16 protein-coding genes are annotated in these 15,266 nt (G+C 50.5%); 1 reads left to right on the forward strand and 15 read right to left on the reverse strand.

The window, feature by feature from the left end:
* Window positions 1-23 precede the first annotated feature (23 nt).
* The 7 genes from DFR60_RS13250 to DFR60_RS13280 all read right to left on the reverse strand — a co-directional run bounded on the left by DFR60_RS13250 (window position 24) and on the right by DFR60_RS13280 (window position 8,129).
* Window positions 24-968 carry a sodium:solute symporter gene (locus tag DFR60_RS13250; protein WP_110323312.1) on the reverse strand — a complete coding sequence of 315 codons (945 nt, stop codon included), beginning with the start codon at window positions 966-968 and terminating at the stop codon, window positions 24-26.
* Window positions 955-2,088: a DUF58 domain-containing protein gene (locus DFR60_RS13255; RefSeq protein WP_110323313.1), complete on the reverse strand. Its 1,134-nt coding sequence runs from the start codon at window positions 2,086-2,088 to the stop codon at window positions 955-957. Before DFR60_RS13255 ends, DFR60_RS13250 begins: the two co-directional genes overlap by 14 nt.
* Entirely contained in the window at window positions 2,089-3,027 is a 939-nt protein-coding gene (locus tag DFR60_RS13260) for an AAA family ATPase (protein ID WP_110323314.1), read from the reverse strand. It lies immediately after the preceding gene.
* Window positions 3,028-3,154: 127 nt separating this feature from the next.
* Entirely contained in the window at window positions 3,155-3,847 is a 693-nt protein-coding gene (locus tag DFR60_RS13265; RefSeq protein ID WP_110323315.1) for a DUF975 family protein, read from the reverse strand.
* Between the two features lie 116 nt (window positions 3,848-3,963).
* A complete protein-coding gene (gene recG, locus DFR60_RS13270) occupies window positions 3,964-6,015 on the reverse strand; it encodes an ATP-dependent DNA helicase RecG (RefSeq protein ID WP_110323316.1) in 2,052 nt (683 codons plus the stop codon).
* Window positions 6,016-6,087: 72 nt separating this feature from the next.
* Window positions 6,088-7,758 (reverse strand): DAK2 domain-containing protein, encoded by a 1,671-nt coding sequence (locus DFR60_RS13275; protein WP_002604163.1) that lies wholly within the window; start codon window positions 7,756-7,758, stop codon window positions 6,088-6,090.
* Window positions 7,759-7,772: 14 nt separating this feature from the next.
* A complete protein-coding gene (locus tag DFR60_RS13280; RefSeq protein ID WP_002604164.1) occupies window positions 7,773-8,129 on the reverse strand; it encodes an Asp23/Gls24 family envelope stress response protein in 357 nt (118 codons plus the stop codon).
* 166 nt (window positions 8,130-8,295) lie between these two features.
* On the opposite strand from DFR60_RS13280, the gene rpmB reads away from it, so the two are divergent.
* On the forward strand, window positions 8,296-8,481 hold the full coding sequence (gene rpmB / locus DFR60_RS13285) for a 50S ribosomal protein L28 (protein ID WP_002604165.1): 186 nt from the start codon (window positions 8,296-8,298) through the stop codon (window positions 8,479-8,481).
* Window positions 8,482-8,624: 143 nt separating this feature from the next.
* Here the strand turns inward: rpmB and DFR60_RS30405 are convergent, their stop codons facing one another.
* Genes DFR60_RS30405 through rimO form a run of 8 tightly spaced genes read right to left on the reverse strand, consistent with a single transcriptional unit; the run spans window position 8,625 to window position 15,073 of the window.
* Window positions 8,625-8,762, reverse strand: coding sequence for a hypothetical protein (locus DFR60_RS30405; RefSeq protein WP_002604166.1), 138 nt, complete (start codon window positions 8,760-8,762; stop codon window positions 8,625-8,627).
* A 56-nt stretch (window positions 8,763-8,818) separates the two neighbouring features.
* Window positions 8,819-9,223, reverse strand: coding sequence for a GerW family sporulation protein (locus tag DFR60_RS13290; protein WP_110323317.1), 405 nt, complete (start codon window positions 9,221-9,223; stop codon window positions 8,819-8,821).
* Window positions 9,224-9,239: 16 nt separating this feature from the next.
* Window positions 9,240-10,208, reverse strand: a complete 969-nt coding sequence (locus DFR60_RS13295) for a DUF2953 domain-containing protein (protein ID WP_110323318.1) — start codon at window positions 10,206-10,208, stop codon at window positions 9,240-9,242.
* Between the two features lie 7 nt (window positions 10,209-10,215).
* Entirely contained in the window at window positions 10,216-10,611 is a 396-nt protein-coding gene (locus tag DFR60_RS13300; RefSeq protein WP_110323319.1) for a hypothetical protein, read from the reverse strand.
* Window positions 10,592-11,932: a hypothetical protein gene (locus DFR60_RS13305; RefSeq protein ID WP_243005066.1), complete on the reverse strand. Its 1,341-nt coding sequence runs from the start codon at window positions 11,930-11,932 to the stop codon at window positions 10,592-10,594. The genes DFR60_RS13300 and DFR60_RS13305 overlap by 20 nt, the downstream gene beginning before the upstream one ends.
* 20 nt (window positions 11,933-11,952) lie before the next feature.
* A complete protein-coding gene (locus DFR60_RS13310; protein WP_110323320.1) occupies window positions 11,953-13,200 on the reverse strand; it encodes a competence/damage-inducible protein A in 1,248 nt (415 codons plus the stop codon).
* 6 nt (window positions 13,201-13,206) lie between these two features.
* Window positions 13,207-13,749, reverse strand: a complete 543-nt coding sequence (gene pgsA, locus DFR60_RS13315) for a CDP-diacylglycerol--glycerol-3-phosphate 3-phosphatidyltransferase (protein WP_002604172.1) — start codon at window positions 13,747-13,749, stop codon at window positions 13,207-13,209.
* Window positions 13,733-15,073 (reverse strand): 30S ribosomal protein S12 methylthiotransferase RimO, encoded by a 1,341-nt coding sequence (rimO, locus tag DFR60_RS13320; RefSeq protein WP_110323321.1) that lies wholly within the window; start codon window positions 15,071-15,073, stop codon window positions 13,733-13,735. Before rimO ends, pgsA begins: the two co-directional genes overlap by 17 nt.
* Window positions 15,074-15,266: the final 193 nt, after the last annotated feature.

Below are 15,266 nucleotides of genomic sequence, written 5' to 3' on the forward strand. Positions count from 1 at the left end.
CTCCCGTGTTTTTGGTATTTACTCTATGTATTCTTTTGATTCGATCTGCGAATCTCATTCAAACGCTCCAAATCCTCTTTGGTGCATTCCTTTCCGTAACGCGCCTTCTCGTATACCTGATGGTAGATTCCGCAGAGGGAAGGCTCCTCCGGAAATCCGCTTTTCTGTTCCAGCTCCTCCGGCGTTTCCGTCCGGGAAATCCGGCCTCTAACCTTAAGCCGTCTTAAAATTTCTTTTTTATACGCCCTGCGGATTCTTCCCTCAATGGTAAAATCTCTCCACAGAGGCGTTCCCTTCGCCTGTCCGGTATGGATCCTGTTAAAAACAACGGCCGGTTTCATAAATTCCTTTTCATCTCCGTCTTCTCTCGGCTTCAATAGACGGATCAGCAGGAAGAACAGCTGTCTGAGCAAATATACAGCGAGAAGTACTATGAAAACGACGGCAGCGGCTGTGAGAGCCGCATCCAGGATTTTTGCAAGAAGCGAAGGCGCCGCCGCCTCTTCTCCCAGCTCCGGAGGGATAAAGCTCCCGGAAGGCATGGATTCCACCGGCTCATTTACGGCTTCCGGAAGAAAACGGGCCAGAAAGCGAAGAATGGCGGTCAGGACAGATTTAAACCCGTTCACCAGCCACTCCAGGTGAAGAAGGGAGAACACGGCCATGAAAGCCCCCGTTACAGCCAGAAACACGGCCATGTAGACGCCATTTACCAGCTTCATCTGCGATTTCGGAATCTGATCCGTCGCCGGATGCATGCTCAGAAAACTGTCGCAGGAATGGAGCTGCAGATGAAGCAGATAGAAAAGGATTACCAGAAATAATCCCGCATACCCTGCTGTCATGAGCCGCGAACTGGGAATGAAGTATCCGGCAATGTAGAGGAAAACAGACACGCTGGCCAATATTATATGGATTCCGCTTAAATCGGCGGTAATCCAGCGGTTGATCCATTTAAATCTTGTCATAAGGCACCTCCCACTTCATCGTCAGAGCAGCCGGACAGAGGGAAAATACTGCCTCGTCTTCCGGCCGTAGCGGTGCGATCCATAAGGATCCCGGACTATAGCGGCAGAATTCCTGGTATGCCGTCTGAAGCTCCGGCCGTTTGCAGGATGAGATCATGATGTATAGACAGTCTTCCGCCTTCTTTTCCAGACTGCCTTCCCTCATCAGTGTCTCGAAGGGAGTCTGGGAAATGTCATAGCGGAGACGGCTGAGCGCCTCCATGCACCGGGTGACGTGGCTCGCTCCCGCCCCGGCGGGGACGAAGGAAGGCTCTTCGGCCGCCGCATCGATGCCGTTGCTGAAGAATCCGGTTGGAATTCCCGCGGAGACAAAGGCGTCGATGAAGGAACCGCAGATCGAGATAGCCTCCTCCCGGAGCGCCTCCGACGCCCACGGATAGTCCGAATCCATATTCAGAAAGAGGAAGATATTCTGGGAGGCCGTGGACTCATGAACGTTGACCTTCAAGGCGCCGGTTCGGGCTGTGGCCTTCCAGTTGACACTGCGCATGGAATCGTAGGTCTGATACTCCCGGATTCCCTTCAGTTCAAAGGGATCGGTAACCAGTCTGCTTCTCGATAAGCAGGTGCCCATCATCTTCTGAAACGGAACATTCAGACGGCCGCAGTCCGCAGCCGCCGGATAGACGTATAAATGAGAATCCAGGGACAGAGTCTCGATGAAATGGCCGGAAAAGAACAGATCATGGCTGACCAGATCCAGACTCTTTATTTCGTAATATCCGCGTTTGCGGCAGTGGAACCGCAGCTTTCTCGTGATCTTCTGATAAGGAAAGACGGAGAAGACGTCGTTGCGGTACGTATAGTCGGAGACAGCGGAGTTCTCCCCCGTGACGAATTCCAGTTCTCTGCCGATGCGGAATTTGACCCGCAGAATCGAGAGCGGAAGAAACTTTGCATTGACAACGGTCTCCAGTAGATACGCCTCGCCGCCGCAGACCGCGGGATTTCCCTGAAACGCAGCGTCCGCAGTCAGCCCCTTCTTCCAGAACCGTTCGTATAAGACGCGCTGAAGGACATAGAGAAAGCAGGCCCCAAGGGCCATCAGGATCAGTTCCATTTATGTATTCCACTCCTCTGTAGGTACAAAGACGGTATTTAAGAGCTGTTCGATAATCTGGCGGCCCGTACTTCTTCCAGTCAGCGTTCTGGCGAGAACCAGCCTGTGAGCCAGAACGGGAACGGCCAGCGCCTTGATATCCTCGGGAACCACGTAGTCCCGCCCCTTCACCAGGGCATAGGCCCGGGCTGCCCGGTAAAAGGCCAGGCTGCCGCGGGGACTGATGCCCCCTTCCACTTCGCTGTGTTTCCTGGTGGCGATAACCAGTTCGACGAGATAATCCATCAGATGGGGATGGACGTATACCGCCTCCGCTTCCTTCATCAGGTTTAAAAGCGCCTCCCGGCCACATACGGCGGTCAGGCTGTCATAGGGATTCTCTTTGCCGAAGCGTTCAAGGATCTGCCGCTCCTCCCCCGCGTCCGGAAGTCCCATGGGGATCTGCATCAGAAAACGGTCCAGCTGGGCCTCGGGGAGCGGATACGTCCCCGCCGTCTCGATGGGATTCTGGGTTGCAATAACAAAAAACGGTTCTTCCAGTTTCTTCGTCTCCCCGTCGATGGTCACCTGATGCTCTTCCATACACTCCAGCAGGCTGGACTGCGTCCTGGGCGTGGCCCGGTTGATCTCATCCGCAAGAAGCAGATTGGTAAACACCGGACCTCCGCGAAAGACGAACTCTCCGGCCTTCTGATTGTAATAATTGAGACCGGTTATGTCAGACGGCAGCAGGTCCGGCGTGAACTGAACCCTCGAAAAGGACAGCTCCATGCTCTTTGCCAGAGACTTTGCCAGCATGGTCTTGCCGGTTCCGGGAACATCCTCCAAAAGTACGTGGCCTCCTGCAAGAATCGCAGAGAGAAGTAAGTCCGTTACCTCTTCTTTTCCCACCAGTACCTGTCCTATATTTGCCTTGATTGCTTCGATCGCTTCTTTCATTCCAGTGCCTCCTGCCATAATTTGGAAATTATAACCTTTCATGCTATTTTATCAAATTAACCGCAGGCATACAAGAAGAACCGCCTCTTTCTGGATAAAGAGGCGGTCGTTTTTCCTGATTATTCAGTTAAATTATGGTATCTGCATGCTCATAGACCACGGAAACCGGCTTCAATTGGTTGTAGTAATTGGCAAATGTAACCGTCATATACGGATATACATAGATATATGCCAGACCGCAGGTAACGCCGCCGAGCAGCATCCAGAAGAAGAAAGAGAACTCCAGGATAAAGTATTCCATCTTGTGACCGACCATCATCTCCTTGCTCTCGCGGATACACTGCATAATTCCCTTATTGGGATTCTCAACCATGATGAAGATGGCCTGGGAATAACGGTAAGCGGCAATGATACCCGGTATTACAAGCAGTATACACCAGAGCAGGACAAAAACAGATATCATAATCGTCAGTCCTATGGCTTTTAACAGATAACGAACCGATGAAAACAAATCTCCATAAGACATGGACCCATCCCGGTTTGCCACCTTCAGGCAGTAGCTGCTGTATCCAAACTGTAAAATTGTGCTGATCACTATGTAAATAACAAAAAATATGAGAGAAGAAATCATATACGTGCCGGCTTCTCCAGTACTGACGGAAGATCCCGTGTTGATGATGCCGCCCCAGAAATCGAGAATAAACTGAACACCGGACAGAACCATAATGACTACTCCCATGATGAGTGTAACCACATAGGGGTTTACAGCCGCCTCCCTCATCTTATTTTTTGCATCGAATTTTAATTCCTGCCTGTTCATACATGCCCTCCTTATATGTCGCTGAACTGTTATATTTTTAACAGCATAAGTCTATCACGCCGACTTATTATTTTCAACCATTTTCTGAAAATGTACTTAATATGAAAATAATACACTTACAGATTTAGCTTGTCATAACTTTTTTCCAAATACAGATTGAGTTTTTTGCCAAGCTCGGCGTGATCCTCTGAGCTGAGCTCCGGATCCTCATCCAACAGCCGGTTGACCTCCTCAGACACCGTCTTTAAGATATTGGCATCGGTAAAGATGTCGGCCAGCTTAAATTCCAGATCACCGCTCTGTCTGAGCCCGAAGATGTCTCCCGGGCCGCGCAGCTTTAAATCCTCGGAGGCAATGAAGAAGCCATCGTTGGATTTGCTCAGGATCGTCAGTCGTTCCCTGGTTCCATCCTGGCCGGAGCCGTCCACCAGGATGCAGTAGGACTGGTGCTTTCCGCGGCCGACACGGCCCCGCAGCTGATGAAGCTGGGCCAGTCCGAAGCGCTCCGCATTTTCAATCATCATGACGGTGGCATTGGGAACGTTGACGCCTACTTCCACGACGGTGGTGGAGACGAGAACCTTGATCTCCCCGGCGGCAAACCGTTCCATGATTGCATTTTTCTCTTTCGCCTTCATCTTACCGTGAAGATATTCTACCGGGATCCCCGGCAGCGCGCTCTGGAGTTTCTTTGCATAATCCAGAACATTCTCCGCCTCGATCATCTCACTGGCCTCCACCATGGGGCAGATCACGTACGCCTGACGCCCGGCGGCCACCTCCCCTTTGATAAAGGAATACGCCGTGTTCCGGTAGCTGGTGTCCACGACACAGTTCTTGATGGGAAGCCGGTTGGCCGGCAGTTCATCGATGATGGAAATATCGAGGTCGCCGTAAATGATTATGGCCAGCGTTCTGGGGATCGGCGTCGCACTCATGACAAGAACGTGAGGCTCGTCCCCTTTTCCGCCCAGCATCTCGCGCTGGCTGACACCGAACCGGTGCTGCTCGTCGGTGATGACGAGGGCCAGCTTGTCGTAGACCACTTTCTCCTGTATGAGCGCATGGGTTCCGACAATGATATCGGCTTCGTGGGAGGCGATTTTTTCGTAGGCGGTCCGCTTCTCCTTTGCCGTCATGGAACCGGTTACCAGCACCACCTGTTTGTCAATGCCATTTTCCTCAAACAGGGAGAGCATGGACTCGTAGTGCTGTCTGGCAAGCACCTCTGTCGGCACCATGAGAGCGCCCTGATACCCGTTGTAAGCCGCCTCCAACAGAGCGAGGACAGCGATAATGGTCTTTCCGGAGCCGACATCACCCTGAATTAACCGGTTCATCACCTTTCCGCCTGTCATATCACGGAAAACCTCCGTAAGCACCTTGTTCTGCGCGCCGGTCAGCGCATAGGGAAGCTTTTTCACGAGGCTGATCACTTCATCGGAGGGCGTCATCCGAAAGTGGCTTTCCCGGTCCACACGCCTGTCCTTTAGACGGCGAACAGCCATAAGAAACAGGAAGAATTCGTCGAAAACGAGCCGTTTCCTGGCGAAGAGCAGTTCCGTCCGGTCTGTGGGGAAATGAATATGTTCGATGGCAAAATTATATTCCGCCAGTTCATGGCGGATCCGCAGATCTAAGGGCATGTAATCGCGGACCATCTGTCTCACCGACAGGGCCTGCTTCACTGCCCGCACAATGGTCTTGTTGGGAAGCCCCTTTGTCTGTCCGTAGATGGGCTGCATGGAGTGGATAACCTCCCCGTAGGCATCGCCCAGAAAGATCTCCGGCTGTTCCATCGTAAGGCGTCCGTTTTTCTTAACCACCCGTCCGCGGAACACGGCGCGCATACCGGCCTTTAAAGTGGCGTGCAGATAAGGCATGTTGTACCAGGTAAGGGTCAGGGAACCCGTAATGTCCCTGATCATGGTGGTAATCACCTGAATATGGCTGTAACGCTTCACTTCCGCGCTTTTAAACAGCACTCCGGAGACTGCCATCACGGTATCCGGCTTCAGTTCTCCGACAGAGACCGGTTCCTCGTAGGCATCATAGGCCCGCGGATAGTATTCCAGCAGTTCATCCACGGTTCCGATACCCAGCTTCCCAAACAGTTTTCCGGTCTTCTCACCAATGCCTTTTAAGGTATCCAAAGGTTGTTGATTCATGTTTCTTTCACCTTTCTCAAAAAAGTTCCCGGGCAGATTGCCTGCCCGGGAGCTGTTCCTGTTTCTTCTGTTCTACTCTACGGATATCAGATAATAGTAGATTGGCTGACCGCCCGGATGGAGCTCTACTTCACAGTCGCCGAACGACTCCTCTGCCTTCTCACGAAGCGTCTCCGCGTCTTCCTCCGACACGTCCGCGCCGTAATAGATGGTAATCAGCTCAGATTCGTCATCCACCATGGATTTGAGGGATTCCAGCGCCGTGTGCTCGATGGCTTTCCCCACCGCCAGGATTCCGTGGTCTCCGAGAGCCATGATGTCACCCTCGGTGATCTCGATGTTGTCAATCATGGTGTTGCGCACCGCATAAGTAATCTGTCCGGTCTTGACTCGCTGCATCTCCTCGGTCATTACTTTCTCATTCTCTTCCGCTGATAAATCTGGTGCGAAATTGATCAGAGCGGTAATTCCCTGCGGGATCGTTCTGGACGGAATTACGATGACATGCTTATTCTTTGTAAGCTTCTTGGCCTGTTCTGCCGCAAGTATGATGTTCTTGTTGTTCGGAAGAATATAAACCGTATCGGCATTGACACGGTCGATGGCGTTTAACATATCTTCGGTGCTTGGGTTCATGGTCTGGCCGCCCTGAATCAGGTAATCGGCTCCAATTCCCTTAAAGATCTCGTCGAGCCCCTCGCCGACGGATACGGAGATGAAGCCGTAAGGCTTTCTCGGTCCTGCGTTCTTCTCTTCGTCCGCTTTCTGCTGAGCGGCCAGCTTTTCCGAATCCTTAATCAGTTTTTCCTGATGCTCTTCCCTCATGTTGTCGATCTTCATACGTGACAGGGAGCCGAAGGTCAGTGCCTTCTGAATCGCGAGTCCCGGATCGTTGGTATGGACGTGAACCTTGACGATATCGTCATCTGAAACGACAACGATGGAATCGCCGATGGATTCTAAATATCCCTTAAATTCATGTTCGTTCTTCTCATCGTAAGGCTTCTCCAGATTCACGATAAATTCCGTACAGTAACCGAACTTGATATCGAAATCATCGGTTACCGCAGCACCGCCTGATACGCTTCCGGCGCTCGCTGCGCCTTCCACGGATAAATCCAGTTCCTTGCCCATCAGGCAGTCGAGAGCGCTCTTTACGACCTGCATAAGGCCCTGTCCGCCGGAATCGACGACACCGGCCTGTTTCAGCACGGGAAGCATCTCCGGAGTCTGGCTCAGCACGTAATCGCCGTGTTCGATGACCTTCTGACAAAATTCGATGATATCTTCCGTCTCTGTCACCAGTTCCACAGCCTTGTCCGCCATTCCCTTGGCAACCGTCAGGATCGTTCCCTCTTTCGGCTTCATAACGGCCTTGTAAGCCGTCTCTGTTGCTCTGACGAAGGAATTCGCAAGAGTCGTCGTCGTGATCTTATCCACCGTCTTTATTTCTTTTGTAAAGCCTCTGAAAAGCTGGGAAAGAATAACGCCGGAGTTGCCGCGGGCGCCTCTTAACGAGCCGGAAGAAATGGCCTTTGCCAGAGATTCCATGTCCGGATGCTCGATGGCCGCCACTTCCCTTGCCGCTGACATGATGGTCATCGTCATATTCGTACCCGTATCCCCGTCCGGAACCGGGAACACGTTGAGTTCATTGATCCATTCCTTCTTAGCTTCCAATCCTTTTGCACCGGCCAGAAATGCTTTCTTCAGCATCTCTCCGTCTATATACTTCATACCCACAGGTAGTTTCCTCCTTAATCTATCACTCTTACACCTTCAACGAAGATGTTGATCTTATCTACCGTCATGCCGGTGAACTCTTCTACTTTGTACTTCACATTTTCGATCAGATTGTCAGCTACCGCCGAAATGCTGATTCCATATGCTACGATGACATGGAAGTCGATGGTGATATGGTTGTCCTGTATATTCACGTTAATTCCGTGCGTCAGACTTTCGCGTTTTAAAAGCTTAACAAGGCCGTCCTTCATGCTGACAGCCGCCATGCCGACAATACCGAAACATTCTACTGCAGTAGTGCCCGCGTACATAGCGATAACATCAGGGCCAATCTGGATTTCACCCAGTTTATTATTGATGTAACCCTTCATAATTTTTACCTCCTATCATTCTGACTGATTTGATTATACATTATTTTCCCAAAAAAAGAAACAAATTTTTAAATTTCACTTGCAAAAGTATGCAATTTCTGTTATCATACATTTGTTGTGGATTTTTATAACAGAAAATCCAAGTAGCGTTTAAGGAGGTGCAATCATGGCTAAATGTGCAATCTGTGAAAAAGCTGCTCACTTTGGTAATGCGGTGAGCCATTCCCATAGAAGATCTAACAAGATGTGGAAAGCAAACGTAAAGTCCGTTAAAGTTAAAGTTAACGGAGGCAATAAGAAGATGTACGTATGTACTTCCTGCTTAAGATCTGGTTTAGTTGAGAGAGCTTAATCATTTAGGAAAACTCCAGGCTGATAAAACAGCCTGGAGCTTTTTTTGTTTTACAGAAAATAGCTGCCAAAGCAGTTTTCGAACTCTTTATTTTAACTGGAAACGGGTATCAGCACATCTCTCCCGTTTCCAACAAACACTCTTTACCAACAGAATAAGTTGTATCCCAGTACCATACAGGCGATGATGAACAATATCGTCATGATTGTTGCCGGGATAAAAAGCAGAATTGCCATTCCTGCGCCAAAGCAGAACAGCATCAGACCACATACTCTCTTCATATAATCCCTCAATCCATTTACATGCTATATGATATAGTATGCGGCTTATCCTCTTCTTATTCAGCTTTTTCCTCGTCTGCAGCAGCCATCTCTTCCGCTACCTTTAATGCCTCAGGGGAAACATCTTGGGAGCCCCCTGTAAACTTATTGACAAAATCAGGCACCATGTCCAGGATCTTCGTCATGGCATCCTGCTGTTTGATGTTGACCAGCTTCGTCACGCCGTTCTGAATGATTAAAATGGCGCTGGGGCTCATCTTGGCATTCATACCGCCTGCGCCCTTCTGCTTTGCGCTTTCAGCAAATGAACCGGCAGCCATGCCGCAGGTCACATCAACCAGAGGAAGAATGATGGTATCGTCCACCTTTACTGCCTCTCCCACTACGGTTTTTGTCGTTACAAAGGTATCCATACCCTTGAACAGAGCCTCCACTGTAGATGTAAAATAATTATCTGCCATCTGAACTGTTCCTCCTTTATCGAAGCCATTTTCTTAACAGGCCTCTGAAATTCTTATCGAGCAGCATCCTCCCCGCAATGAGAAGCAGTGTGCCGGCCCGGATTCTTCCTTTAAAATGTCCCTCCGCCGTAAATACCTGTCTGTCAAATACCGGGTAAATGTCAAGCTGCTTATGGCAGAACGGGTAAACCGCGCTGACCGCAGTTAAAACCTGACCGGTCGTATAGGGATCGTCGAAGCCGAATACCACTTCACCCTTTCCTTTTTTTGGAAGGAGGTGGCGGATCAGCTTCTTTAGCTGCCTCAGAAGAAGACGGATTGTCTTCCGGTTATTTTCATTGGAAATCCAGGCTTGAATCTCTTCTTTTTTCTCTTTTATGGTTTTTAGTTTATCACAGATACCCTCGAAAGAATACTTAAGTTTTGCGAAAATTGACGAAAGCCTGTCGGCTGCCGCCTGGGCCTTTCCGCCGCTACCCTGACCTGGCTCTTCATTCAGCCGTGACGATTTCTGCGGCTCTATTTTCTGCGGCTCTTTGCGCTTTTCTTCTGAATTTGTGCGCTCGCTGCCAGAAGCAGTGTTTTCGGGGAGTTTTCCTTCTTCCGTGAGCCGTTTCTTCCCGGAGTGTTCCACATCCTTCAGGATATCGCCGGAGAATTCTTCCGCATCCTCGTCAGTCACTTCCATGGCGTGGACCAGCATCTCTTCCGCATCCTCTCTGCTCTCTTCCACGGGTTTGAAGAGCCGGAAGCCGAACAGCCGGATGAGAATGGAGAACTCGTCCTCATAAGCTGCCGTTACAGAGATAATATGTAGCAGCCATGTGACACGGACTTTCCCTTTCAGCCGTTCGTAATAAGAGCCTTCAATCCGGTATCTGACCGGTACGAAGAGAATCAGAAGAAGCACGCCGAGAACGAGTCCCAGCAGAATCAGGACCAGAATTCCCAGCAGTTTTAAAATAAATAATATGATAGGAAGCATGGACACCTCACATCTCGCCGGCTTCTGGAACATGTTCAGACATGTTTCGGGCCTGATTGTCGCGGCCGCTCATACACGGAGCGTGCGAGTGATCGTTTAAATAACCGGTCAAATCGAAGCCGCCGGTATTCCGGTACAGTTCATCTATAATCTGCCTTGTCACCTCCAGGGCCTCCCAGTAGTCGGCGGCAATTCCGATGATGAAGAACTCCTCCTCCCGGTACCACGGGGCCGAAAGCTCCATGGCCGGATAGATATCAAGTACATTATTCCCACTTAATGAGGGTGTAATCACATAGGCCCCTGAAATCAGGCGGGAATTTCTGATTGCCTGAATGATTTGATACCGTTTCTTTTTCGCTTTGTCACCCACATATAAGTGGTCATACCAGCTTATCTTCATAATCCATCAGCTCTTCCAATAATTCCTTGCAGGTTTCTTTTTCCGCCTCGTCCCCGCAGCTTTCCAGGCTCCCTCTGATGTAGGATTTGATTTCATCAATAGAATGAAAGTACACCGGAAGGTCCGAGAGCACTTTCGCCATAATGGCGCGCATGACTGGTCTGGAGGTGCCGGAAAATACGGTTTCCAGCTGACCAAAATACGCTTCTGCGGTTTTTTCCAGGTACGCCCTGTCTACCAGCTCCTGCGTGCCGTCCTCTTCTTCGCCGCTTTCTGCGGTGACCTTCTTTAAATCCATAAAGGAACTTCCGGAAAGAAGAAGATCAACATTGCCGGCTCTCACATAATCGGGATCGGCGAGCAGCTCCGGTGTCTCCGGCGGAAATTCCGAACGGAGATATCTCTCATAATAGGCTTCCTGACGTCCTTCCAGCTGTGTGAGAAGCGCCGCGTCTGACTCTTCTGCCTCTCTGTCTCCATTTTTCGTTAAGTCATTCAAAACTCCGGTGATGATGGAACGATAGAGCTTCTCCTCGTTGACGTCGATTACTGCGTCGATTTTAGCGAGAGAAAGGACGTATAAGTCGTTGATAATTTCCTGCAGGCTTACGAAGCATTCTGCTTCTTCATTCAGCTCTGCACTCACACCCATAAGCTTCGCCTGGGCTTCTGAAAATGCCTCCGGTGAAAGGCTGCGGTAATCCATATGGCCGAATTGCTTAAGCGTCTCATATAAGGATCTGCGTCCCTCCGCCATCCCTTCCGGAAGGGATGCCATGGATTCGGTCTTAAGCGTATACATCATGTCATTTAAGCTGTCCACAGGAGAACCGGTATAAACCGAGAGCCCCTCCAGCACGAGGCTGTAGAATTTCTGCTTTGTCAGACGAACAGGGAGCTGGCCGATGATCTGGCGGATGCGCCCGTTCATAACGGCTGATTCCTTGGTATTCGTGATAAATGCCATCAGCATATCCGTAAAGGTCTCGTCGTTGTAGCCGGTTTCCGGCAGAGTCTTATAGGACCTCTCCAGCCGGTTTAACACGTATTCGTAGATCTGAAAGCAGTCTGTGTAAGCCGTCAGAATCTCCACCTCACGGGTAACCTCTTCCCGGAGCTGGTCCAGACGGTTAAGGATCTCTTCCCCTTCCAGATACGCTCCGATGAGCTCATTGAGTGTCAGAAGAAACGCGCCGCCTTTTCCGGGAAGCTCCGGTTCCTCTGTCAGGGTTTCGTATAAAGTATAGTAATTGAGTGCCAGCCTCGTATAAGAATATTGATACGCCGCTGTCATCTGTTTTTTTATGAAACGGGTTTCCAATGTATTATCCTCCTGAAGACTTATCCCCGATAATTTGTGAGTATGGACCTGCGCAGAAGATCGAGAGACTTTACGACGGCCTGCTCTCTGATCTTATCCCGGTTGCCCTTGAAGTGGTACTCTTCCACTTTTACCTTATCTTTCATATAGCAGGCAATATAAACGAGCCCCACAGGCTTGTCTCCCTCGGTCGAAGGTCCGGCGATTCCGGTGACGGCGATACAGACATCGGCGTCGGTTGCAAATACACCGCCTGTGGCCATCTCCTTCGCAGTCTGTTCGCTGACGGCACCGTATTTCTTGAGGGTTCCCTTGCTGACATCGAGAATTTTCCTCTTTGCCTTATTGGAGTAGGTGACGAAGCCTTCACGGAATACTTCGGAGGCTCCCGACACATTAACCAGGCGCCCGGCGATCAGGCCGCCGGTACAGGACTCCGCGGTGGTAACCGTGAGCTCATACTTTTTGAGAAGACGCACGACCGCCATCTCCAGGGTCTCCTCTTCCTTTGTGGTATAGATATCATCACCAAAACGGTTCTTGATCTCCTTTACGACAGGCTTAATCAGGCTCTTGGCAGTCTCGTCATCGGCCGCGCGTGCCGTTACACGCAGATGTACCTCCGCCGTCTTTGCGTAAGGGGCTATGGTTGGATTCGTCTGTGCGGCGATCAAATCCTTGATCTGGTCTGCCACCTGGCTCTCCCCGTGGCCGCAGATCTTAATCATCTGGGAACGGATCACCTCAGGCTGTAATTCCTGAAGATAAGGGGATACCGCGTCCAGGAAAAGCGGCTTTAACTCGTTAAAGGGGCCGGGAAGGAGAATCGCTGCTTTTCCTGCCTTTTCCAGAATGAGTCCGGGGGCTGTGCCGTTATGATTGTCAAGAACTTTGCAGCCTTCCGGAATGAGCGCCTGTTTCCAGTTGTTTTCCGTGATAACCGGATAGATGCCATCCTTGAAATACGTCTCGATCCGCTCTCTTGTATGCGGGTCTTCCACCAGCTTAAAGCCCATAACCTCGGCGCAGACTTCCTTTGTGATGTCGTCCTCCGTAGGTCCAAGGCCGCCGGTCAGGATGATGATATCCGCCCTTTGCAGAGCCGTGTTAATATCTTCCGCCAGCCGTTCCCGGTTGTCTCCCACCGTTACCTGATGGTACATGGAGAGGCCGAGTGACGCGCATTTCTCCGCGAGGAACTGGGCGTTGGTATTCACGATATTTCCAAGTAAAAGTTCTGTTCCGACTGAAATTAATTCAACAACCATAATGATTTACAGACTCCCTTCCGTAAGAACGCGATAATTTTTCGCAATGTAATCGATCAGTGAAACCACCGTCAGAACCAGCGCGATGACGCTGAAAATGGTGGTCAGAATGGACAGTGCCGGGATATTTACAATCAGCAGCACAGACATAATCATCTGAGAGACGGTCTTAAATTTTCCCCAGTAGCTGGCGGCAATCACGACACCGTTGTCAGACGCTACCAGACGGAAGCCGCTGATGATGAACTCGCGGCTGATGATGATAATCACGAACCAGGCCGGAAGCTGGCCAAGGCCGACGAAACAGATTAAGCCGGAACAGACCAGAAGCTTGTCTGCCAGCGGGTCCATGAATTTTCCAAAGTTGGTTACCAGATTGTATTTCCTGGCGATCTTTCCATCCAGTAAGTCGGTAAAGCTGGCTACGATGAAAATGACCGCGGCGATATAGCGGTACGTCTGGCTCACACCGCCGTCAAGCAGCATAAAGAGTACAAAAAACGGAATCATGATGATTCGAAGAATCGTCAGTTTATTCGGTAAATTCATCTTCTATCTCTCCTATTAAATCGTATTCCAGCGCGCCTGTCACTCTGGCCCTTACAAAGGCTCCGGACATCAGCTCCTCGCCGGTCTGGATGAAAATCATGCCGTCCACGCCAGGGCCGTCCATATAGGTTCGTCCCACATAGGCGTTTTCATCGGCAACCTTGCCTTCGATCATGACATCCAGGGATTTTCCAACCATGGACTGAGAATGGTCAAAGGAGATTTCCTGCTGAAGCTCCATGATGGCATCGCGCCGTTCTTCCTTCACTTCCTGTGGAATCTGATCCGGGAATCCGGCCGCCGGAGTGTCTTCCTCCGCGGAATAAGCGAATACGCCTAGGCGCTCGAACTCCATCTCATCCACGAATTCCATCAGCGTCTCATGATCCTCTTCCGTCTCTCCCGGAAATCCGGAAATGAGGGTCGTACGGATTGCGATATCGGGAATCTCACTGCGGAGTTTACCGACGATCTCCTTTAACTGCTCCCTGGAAGTTCTCCGTCCCATGCGGCGCAGGATGGTATCGCTGGCATGTTGAATCGGCATGTCAAGATAATGGCAGACCTTTTCCTCTGTTTTTATGGTTTCGATCAGCTCATCGGTGATCTCCTCCGGATAGCAGTACTGAATCCGGATCCACTGAAGGCCGGAAATGCGGCAGAGTCTCTTTAAAAGCTCCGGAAGCGACTTCTTTCCATAGAGATCCACGCCGTACAGCGTCGTCTCCTGGGCCACCAGAATCAGTTCCTTCACTCCCTGATCGGCCAGTGACTGTGCCTCCGATACCAGCCGTTCCATGGGAACACTGCGGAAATTGCCGCGCAGGCTGGGAATAATACAGTAGGTACAGTGCTTGTCACAGCCTTCAGCAATCTTTAAGAATGCGTAGTGGCCTCCGGTGGTGATCACCCGGTCTGTCTTTACCTCAGGAATGAGATCCAGATCGTGGAAGCACTGGACGTGCTCCCTGCCGCCAAGCGCCTCGGCCAGCACATGGGATATCTCGTCATAGGTGGTGGTACCGAGAATTCCATCGACTTCCGGAATCTCATCGATGATCTCCTGTTTGTAGCGCTGAGCCAGGCAGCCGGTAACGATCAGCGCCTTACACTTACCCACTTCCTTCATCTGCGCCATCTCGAGGATTGTGTTAACGCTCTCCTCCTTGGCGTCACCGATGAAGCAGCATGTGTTGATGACAATGACATCCGCATCGTACTCGTCATCCGTAAAGGTATAGCCGTCCTTGTTTAAAAGCCCCAGCATCATCTCCGTATCCACCAGGTTCTTATCACAGCCCAGCGAAATGCATAGTAATTTCATAAAATATTATAACTCCTGTCTTTTCGTATGTCTTTTTTGCATCTTTATTTCGTATCATGTATTGGTATTATTCATTACGGGTGAATGGAAAACGGAAAGGCCATCTCTGCCAATGTGGAGACGGCCTTCAACCCAGGGCACTGTTAAGAAATAGCGCAGCCATCTGATTTGTCTAAAGCTCCATACGCCGCGT

Source organism: Hungatella effluvii (genome assembly GCF_003201875.1).
In the GTDB taxonomy this organism is placed as follows: Bacteria; Bacillota; Clostridia; order Lachnospirales; family Lachnospiraceae; genus Hungatella; species Hungatella effluvii.

What these genes read in the sequence shown, in the direction of transcription:
- DFR60_RS13250 (WP_110323312.1), bottom strand. Translation starts at nt 968, where the DNA reads ATGACAAGATTTAAATGGATCAACCGCTGGATTACCGCCGATTTAAGC.
- DFR60_RS13255 (WP_110323313.1), bottom strand. Translation starts at nt 2,088, where the DNA reads ATGGAACTGATCCTGATGGCCCTTGGGGCCTGCTTTCTCTATGTCCTT.
- DFR60_RS13260 (WP_110323314.1), bottom strand. Translation starts at nt 3,027, where the DNA reads ATGAAAGAAGCGATCGAAGCAATCAAGGCAAATATAGGACAGGTACTG.
- DFR60_RS13265 (WP_110323315.1), bottom strand. Translation starts at nt 3,847, where the DNA reads ATGAACAGGCAGGAATTAAAATTCGATGCAAAAAATAAGATGAGGGAG.
- recG (WP_110323316.1), bottom strand. Translation starts at nt 6,015, where the DNA reads ATGAATCAACAACCTTTGGATACCTTAAAAGGCATTGGTGAGAAGACC.
- DFR60_RS13280 (WP_002604164.1), bottom strand. Translation starts at nt 8,129, where the DNA reads ATGAAGGGTTACATCAATAATAAACTGGGTGAAATCCAGATTGGCCCT.
- rpmB (WP_002604165.1), top strand. Translation starts at nt 8,296, where the DNA reads ATGGCTAAATGTGCAATCTGTGAAAAAGCTGCTCACTTTGGTAATGCG.
- DFR60_RS30405 (WP_002604166.1), bottom strand. Translation starts at nt 8,762, where the DNA reads ATGAAGAGAGTATGTGGTCTGATGCTGTTCTGCTTTGGCGCAGGAATG.
- DFR60_RS13290 (WP_110323317.1), bottom strand. Translation starts at nt 9,223, where the DNA reads ATGGCAGATAATTATTTTACATCTACAGTGGAGGCTCTGTTCAAGGGT.
- DFR60_RS13295 (WP_110323318.1), bottom strand. Translation starts at nt 10,208, where the DNA reads ATGCTTCCTATCATATTATTTATTTTAAAACTGCTGGGAATTCTGGTC.
- DFR60_RS13300 (WP_110323319.1), bottom strand. Translation starts at nt 10,611, where the DNA reads ATGAAGATAAGCTGGTATGACCACTTATATGTGGGTGACAAAGCGAAA.
- DFR60_RS13310 (WP_110323320.1), bottom strand. Translation starts at nt 13,200, where the DNA reads ATGGTTGTTGAATTAATTTCAGTCGGAACAGAACTTTTACTTGGAAAT.
- pgsA (WP_002604172.1), bottom strand. Translation starts at nt 13,749, where the DNA reads ATGAATTTACCGAATAAACTGACGATTCTTCGAATCATCATGATTCCG.
- rimO (WP_110323321.1), bottom strand. Translation starts at nt 15,073, where the DNA reads ATGAAATTACTATGCATTTCGCTGGGCTGTGATAAGAACCTGGTGGAT.